The organism is Nocardia sp. NPDC004582, assembly GCF_053602115.1.
In genome coordinates this window covers 45645-52468 of record NZ_JBSGCY010000033.1, presented here as the reverse complement: position 1 = coordinate 52468, position 6824 = coordinate 45645, and the positions used below count along the sequence as shown (strand labels likewise).

The following is a 6824-nucleotide window of genomic DNA, read 5'->3' as shown; positions in this document are numbered from 1 at the left end:
GGCGGCGCGGGCGGCGGTGGCCGCGCGGCACGGACGCTCGATCGACGAGGTGCTGCTGCTGGCCGGGGTGGCCGAGGGGTTCGCGATGCTGCCGCGGCTGGTGTCCCGGCGGGCCGCGGTGATCCATCCGTCCTTCACCGAGCCGGAGCTGGCGCTGCGCGAGGCCGGGGCGCCGGTGACTCGGGTGATCCTGGAACCGCCGTACCGCCTCGACGGTGTCGTGGTGCCGGAAGACGCGGATCTGGTGGTGGTGGGCAATCCCACGAACCCGACCTCCGTGCTGCACTCGGCGGACAGCCTCCGCGCGCTGCGCCGGCCGGGACGCATCGTGGTGGTGGACGAGGCGTTCGCCGACGCGGTGCCGGGGGAGTCGGAATCCCTTGCCGGAGAGCGTCATCCGGATGTACTGGTGTTCCGGAGCCTCACCAAGACCTGGGCGCTGGCGGGACTGCGCTGCGGGTACGCGCTCGGTGCGCCGGAGGTGCTGGCGCGGCTGAATCACGGCCGCGCGCACTGGCCGCTGGGCACCTTGCAGCTGGAAGCCATCGCGGCGGTGAGCGAACCGGCCGCCGTCGCGCGGGCGCGGCGAATGGCCGAGCGCATCGCCGCCGACCGCGCCGCCATGATCCCGCGGCTGCGGGCGCTCGGCGTCGAGGTGCACGAGCCCGCGTCGGGTCCGTTCCTGCTGATCCGGGTGCCGGACGCGGAACTGCTGCGAAAGCGGCTCGCGGACAAGGGGATCGCGGTGCGCCGCGGCGACACGTTCCCCGGGCTGGAAACGGGTTTCCTGCGGGTCGCGGTGCGGGGCGCCGCAGCGGTGGATCGGCTGGTCGCGGCAATCCGCGACGTGGGATTGTGATCAGGTAAGGCGGCAATGGCAGGGGTTTCGCGGGGCGGCGGCCCCACCGGCCCCGAGAGTCGGAGAGGTTCGATTGTGGTGACTACGGTGCGGCTGGCGGATCTCATCGCGGCCTTGGATACGGCATACCCGCCCAGGCTGGCCGAGTCCTGGGATTCGGTGGGCTTGGTGTGCGGCGACCCGCGGGACTCGGTCTCGCGGGTGCTGTTCGCCGTCGACGCCACGGCCGCGGTCGTGGACGAGGCCATCGAGTGGGGCGCCCAGGCGCTGGTCGTGCACCACCCGCTGCTGCTGCGCGGCGTGGACACCGTCGCGGCCGACACCCCGAAAGGCGCGCTGCTGCATCGGCTCATCCGGTCGGGTTGCGCGCTGTTCACCGCCCACACCAATGCCGACTCCGCCGATCCGGGTGTCTCCGACGCGCTCGCGGCGGCGATCGGGCTGACCGTCACCGGTCCGCTCGATCCGAAACCGATGACTCCCCTGGACAAGTGGGTGGTGCAGGTGCCGGTCACGCACCGCGACGCCGTGCTGGACGCCCTGTTCGCGGCGGGCGCGGGCACGATCGGCACCTACTCCGACGCCGCCTGGACGGTCGCGGGCACCGGCCAGTTCCGGCCCCTCGAGGGAGCCAATCCGGCCCTGGGCGTGGTCGGCGAGCTGCACGAGGTCTCCGAGGATCGCCTCGAGGTGGTGGCCCCGCCGTCGCGCCGGGCCGCGATCCTGGCCGCCCTGCGCGCGGCTCACCCGTACGAGGAACCCGCCTATCACGTCACCGAACGCGCCGACCTGCCGTCCGGTCTGGGCATCGGCCGCGTCGGCGAGCTTCCCGCCCCGGAAACCCTGCGCGCGTTCACCGCTCGCGTGCGCGCCGCGCTGCCCGCGACCACCTGGGGGGTGCGCGCCGCCGGCGACCCGGACCGGGTCATCCGCACCGTCGCCGTCTGCGGCGGCGCGGGAGATTCCTTCCTGGGCAAGGTCTCCCGCCTCGGCGTCGACGCCTACGTCACCTCCGACCTGCGCCATCACCCCGCCGACGAACACCTGCGCGCGGGCGGCCCGGCCCTGATCGACGCCGCCCACTGGGCCACCGAGTTCCCGTGGTGCGGGCAGGCCGAAGGTGTGGTCCGCCACGCCCTGCCCGGCCTCGAGACCCGCGTCTCCGCCCTGCGCACCGACCCCTGGACCCTGGGCGCGTCGGACTGCTGACCTGGGCATCACACCGGTGGTTCGCGGCCGTCTCGATTCTGGACCGACGGGGCGGGGGAGCGGAGCGGAGGAGCGGAGGAGGGAAGAATCGAGACCTCGGGGCCGCGAACCCGCCCGGAGCGAAGCGGAGGGCAAATTAGACACGGTACGGTGGGAGTCTTGAATTTCGTCCATAGCGTCCAGGAGACCTTCGCGTTGAATGCCGAACCATCGATCCAGGCCAAGCTGCTCGACCTCGCCGCCGTCGACGCCGAGCTGACGCGGATCGAGCATCGCCGCAAGGTGCTGCCCGAGCAGCAGGAAGTGGATCGGCTGGCCGCGGAGCGCACCACCCGCAAGGACGAGGCGGTCAAGGCCGAGATCCTGATCGACGACCTCGATCGCGACATCCGCAAGCTGGAAGGCGAGATCGAGGCCGTCCGCAAGCGCGAGGAACGCGACCGCGGCCTGCTCACCGCCGGGTCGGTCGGCGCCAAGCAGCTCTCCGAACTGCAACATGAGCTGACCAGCCTGGAACGCCGCCGCAAGGTCCTCGAGGACGACGAGATCGAGGTGATGGAGCGCCGCGAGGCCGCCGCCGCCGCGCACGCCCACGCCGGGGCCAACCTGGACCAGGCCGAGGCCGAACTGGTCGACGCCGAGCGCCTGCGCGACAGCGCCCTCGCCGACCTGGCCGTCGCCCAGCAGCGCTGCGACTCCGACCGCACCGCCCTGACCAACACGTTCCCCGCCGACCTGCTCGCCGCCTACGACAAGCAGCGCACCACCTACGGTGTCGGCGCGGCCCTGCTCCAGGCCCGCCGCTGCGGCGCCTGCCGCATCGAACTCGACCGCGGCGAGATCTCCCGCATCGCCCAGACCGCCCCCGACGTCGTCGTCCGCTGCCCCGAATGCGGCGCGATCCTGGTGCGCACCAAGCACTCCGGGCTCTGACCCGACCGCCGCGCGCTCACCGGCGCGCGGCACCCGTGCCGCCCGGCGTGGACCGGCACACGACACGACAGCCCGAATACCGCGAACCAGCACGGCGACGCGACAGGATCGACGCCTGGCCCGCTCCGGATACCCGAGGCGATGACACGGTGAGGCGGCGCGGCGGCCGACCCGCGAACCGGGTGCCGCGCGGCGCGGACCTCGACGCCACGGCGGTGTGACCCGCCGGCCGATTCTCGGACCTGCACGGAAGGTGAACAGCGTTGGTGGACATGGTGATCGTGGAAGCGGACGGCGGCTCCCGCGGAAATCCCGGCCCCGCCGGGTACGGCGCGGTGGTCTGGGACGCCGATCGTGCGCGCGTCCTGGCCGAGCGCAAGGAATTCCTCGGGGTGGCCACCAACAATGTCGCCGAATACCGCGGCCTCATCGCGGGTCTGGAGGCGGCCGCCGAGCTGGGTGCGCGGGAGGTGTCCGTGCGCATGGACTCCAAGCTGGTCGTCGAGCAGATGTCCGGGCGCTGGAAGGTCAAGCACGAGGCCATGATTCCGCTCGCCGATCGGGCGCGGCGGCTGGTGGCCGGGTTCGATCGGGTGAGCTTCGCGTGGATTCCGCGCAAGGAGAACTCGCACGCGGACCGGCTCGCCAACGAGGCCATGGACGACGCCGACACCGTCGCCGAGGTCCGCACGGCGCTGCGGGAGTCGGGCCAGGCGCTGGGCCGACCCGCCGACCTGGGATCCGAGGACTCGAATTCGACGGTGGCCGACCGTGATTCCGGGAGCCGTCAGGGAACCCTCGGGCAGGTCGCCGCCGCGGTGGCGGGCGGCGTCGTGGACAGTCCCGCATCCGCCGCCACGCCCGCGCCCGGATGGACCGGGGCCATGGGGCGGCCGACACGGCTGCTGCTGCTCCGGCACGGGCAGACGGAACTGTCGGTGGAACGCCGGTATTCGGGGCGCGGCAATCCGCCGCTGACCGAGCTCGGACGGCAGCAGGCCGCGAACGCGGCGGCCATGCTCGTGCGCAAGGGTGGGATCGAGGCCATCGTGTGCTCGCCGCTGGGGCGGGCGCGCGAGACCGCGGAGGCGGCCGGGAAGGCGCTCGGGCTGCCAGTCCGGGTGCTGGAAGGGTTGACCGAGACCGACTTCGGGGCCTGGGAGGGCATGACCTTCCTGGAAGCCCGGGAACATGATCCGGAGCTGCACGGGCGGTGGCTGGGCGATCCGTCGATCTCCGCGCCCGGCGGCGAGAGTTTCGATCAGGTGCGTGAGCGCGTCGAGTCGGTGCGGCGGGATCTGGTGGCGCTGTATCCGGGCGCGAATGTGCTGGTGGTCAGCCATGTCACGCCGATCAAGACGCTGCTGCAGCTGGCGCTCGGGGTGGGTCCGTCGCTGCTGTACCGGCTGCACCTGGATCTGGCGTCGCTGTCGATCGGGGAGTTCTATCCCGACGGCGGCTCGTCGGTGCGCCTGGTCAACGACACGTCGTATCTCTGACCGGAGCCTGGGAAACCCCCTGCGCCACAGGGGGTTCGGTTCACGGACGCAGGGTGGCCATCAGAAATTCGGTCTGGTCGTAGACCGCCTTCTCGAACCAGTCGTCGAAGTAGATGTCGAAATGGCCGATCGGATAGCGCTTCACGGTGGCGTGCTTGGTCCGTTCGGCCGCCTTCACCGTGGGGCCCGCCGGGGCCACCGAGTCGTTGTCGCAGATCGCGTACAGCACAGGCGCTTTGATGTCCTTGACGTGCCGCGTCGGATTGTCGAACAGGGTCGACAGCCCGATCCGCGCCGGCACCTTCGGCCGGTACTGCGCGCTCTCCTCGGCGAGCCGCCCGAATCCGGCGGGCACGTCGGCGGCGCTCATCAATGCCGCGGAGTGCTTCTTGCCCGCCAGCCGCGCGGTGATCGGGCGGCGAATGATGGGCCCCACCACCTGATCCGTCACCGCCAGCGTGCCGGTCTTGATCAGACTGAACGGGCCCTTCGCCAGCGCCGAGGACCAGCCGCTGGTGAACGGGCACTGCGCCACCACCGCCGCGATGTAATGGTCGTCCGGCGCCACCGCGAGCACGTGCCCGCCGCCGAAGGAACTGCCCCACAAGGCGATTCGCGTCGCGTCGATCCCGCGAATCGTGCGCGCGAACGCGATCGCCGCATGCCAGTCCTCGCGCTGCCGCGCGATATTGATCACCTGCCGGGGCTCGCCCCCACTGGCGCCGAAATGCCGATAATCGAAGGCCAGAACCGCGATTCCGACCGACGCGAAACGCCGCGCGTACCGATCCAACCCCATTTCGCGGTCCGCCCCCAGCCCGTGTCCCATGACCACCAGCGGGCGCGGCCGCGGCGGACCATCTGGGAGATACAGCCAGCCGGCGCACTGTTCGACACCCGAAGGGAACCCCACCTCGACACGCTCCATGGCCACCTACCGTACCCTGGTGGCCGCGGACGAGTCGGTCGGGCGGCCGCGGCGAGAGGAACGGGCAACGCGTGTGCCGCAGCCTGTCGCCGAGGAAAGTCCGGACTCCGGAGAGCAGGGCGGTTGTTAACGGCAACCCGGGGCAACCCGCGGGACAGTGCCACAGAAAACAAACCGCCGGCGGGCCGCACTTCGCGAGAAGTGCACCGCCGGTAAGGGTGAAACGGTGCGGTAAGAGCGCACCAGCGTGCCGGGTGACCGGCGCGGCTAGGTAAACCCCGCCCGGAGCAAGGTCGAAGGCCGCACTCGCGAGAGTGCGGCTGCGCAGGTGTTCGAGGGCTGCTCGCCCGAGCCTGCGGGTGGACCGCTCGAGGCACCCGGCAACGGTGTGTCCAGATGGATGGTCGCCACCCGGCGTCGCGACGTCGGGGACAGGATCCGGCTTACAGACCGGCTCGTCCGCCTTTCCCCGTCGCGGGGTTCACCCTCCGGTGCCATCATGGAGGCACACCGTCGGATTTCCGATGGCGCGGAGATATTTTCGCGGAGCTCGCCATGGATGTTCTGTATCTGCTGCTCGGATGGCTCGCCGCCATCGTGGTGATCGCCGGAATCGGCGTGGCGGCCGGGGTTCGGGTGGTCACGCAATACGAGCGGGGCGTGGTGTTCCGGCTCGGGCGGGTGCGGGCCGTGCGGGAGCCGGGGTTGCGGCTGCTGATTCCGGGCGTGGACAAGATGTCGAAGATCTCCCTGCAGGTGGTCACGATGCCGGTGCCCGCGCAGGAGGGCATCACGCGCGACAATGTGACCGTCCGGGTGGACGCGGTCGTCTACTTCCGGGTCATCGACCCCATGCGCGCGCTCATCGAGGTGCAGGATTACCTGTTCGCGGTCGCGCAGGTGGCCCAGACGTCGCTGCGCTCGATCATCGGCAAGAGCGAACTCGACGATCTGCTGTCGAATCGGGAGCAGCTCAACAAGGGCCTGGAATTGCTCATCGACTCGCCCGCCCTGAACTGGGGCGTGCACATCGACCGCGTCGAGATCAAGGATGTGGCGTTGCCGGACGCGCTGAAGCGTTCCATGTCGCGACAGGCCGAGGCCGAACGCGAACGCCGCGCCCGCATCATCTCCGCCGAGGGCGAATTGCAGGCCTCGGCGAAGCTGGCCCAGGCCGCCGCCAATATGTCCGAAGCCCCCGCCGCGTTGCAGCTGCGATTCCTGGAGACCGTGGTTCAGGTTGCGGCGGAGAAGAATTCGACCCTGGTGTTGCCGTTCCCGGTGGAGCTGCTGCGTTTCCTCGAACGCAGCGGGCGGCCACCGGCCCGGACCGCGCCGGAGGACTCCGGTGCGTCACAAGAGATGAGGGAGTAAGTCATGGCTGGTCTCGTTCAAC

The 6824-nt window shown here is 71.0% G+C and carries 6 protein-coding genes and 1 other RNA gene; 6 read left to right on the top strand and 1 reads right to left on the bottom strand.

Features of this window, described 5'->3' with window-relative positions; all coding sequences use genetic code 11:
• The 4 genes from cobC to ACWELJ_RS12635 all read left to right on the top strand — a co-directional run.
• The coding region (cobC, locus tag ACWELJ_RS12650; protein WP_452366291.1) for an Rv2231c family pyridoxal phosphate-dependent protein CobC at positions 1-859 on the top strand (859 nt) is incomplete at its 5' end.
• Positions 860-937: 78 nt separating this feature from the next.
• Complete coding sequence (locus tag ACWELJ_RS12645) at positions 938-2068, top strand: Nif3-like dinuclear metal center hexameric protein (RefSeq protein ID WP_452366290.1); 1131 nt, start codon at positions 938-940, stop codon at positions 2066-2068.
• A gap of 195 nt (positions 2069-2263) precedes the next feature.
• Positions 2264-3001 (top strand): zinc ribbon domain-containing protein, encoded by a 738-nt coding sequence (locus ACWELJ_RS12640; protein ID WP_452366295.1) that lies wholly within the window; start codon positions 2264-2266, stop codon positions 2999-3001.
• A gap of 272 nt (positions 3002-3273) precedes the next feature.
• Positions 3274-4500: a bifunctional RNase H/acid phosphatase gene (locus tag ACWELJ_RS12635; RefSeq protein WP_452366294.1), complete on the top strand. Its 1227-nt coding sequence runs from the start codon at positions 3274-3276 to the stop codon at positions 4498-4500.
• A 40-nt stretch (positions 4501-4540) separates the two neighbouring features.
• Here ACWELJ_RS12635 and ACWELJ_RS12630 read toward each other — a convergent pair whose 3' ends face one another.
• Complete coding sequence (locus tag ACWELJ_RS12630; protein ID WP_452366289.1) at positions 4541-5428, bottom strand: alpha/beta hydrolase; 888 nt, start codon at positions 5426-5428, stop codon at positions 4541-4543.
• A gap of 30 nt (positions 5429-5458) precedes the next feature.
• Between ACWELJ_RS12630 and rnpB the strand changes: the two genes are divergently transcribed.
• Together rnpB and ACWELJ_RS12620 are read left to right on the top strand one after the other, a co-directional pair.
• Positions 5459-5890, top strand: an RNA gene (gene rnpB, locus ACWELJ_RS12625) — RNase P RNA component class A.
• A gap of 93 nt (positions 5891-5983) precedes the next feature.
• Positions 5984-6802: an SPFH domain-containing protein gene (locus tag ACWELJ_RS12620; RefSeq protein WP_452366288.1), complete on the top strand. Its 819-nt coding sequence runs from the start codon at positions 5984-5986 to the stop codon at positions 6800-6802.
• Positions 6803-6824: the final 22 nt, after the last annotated feature.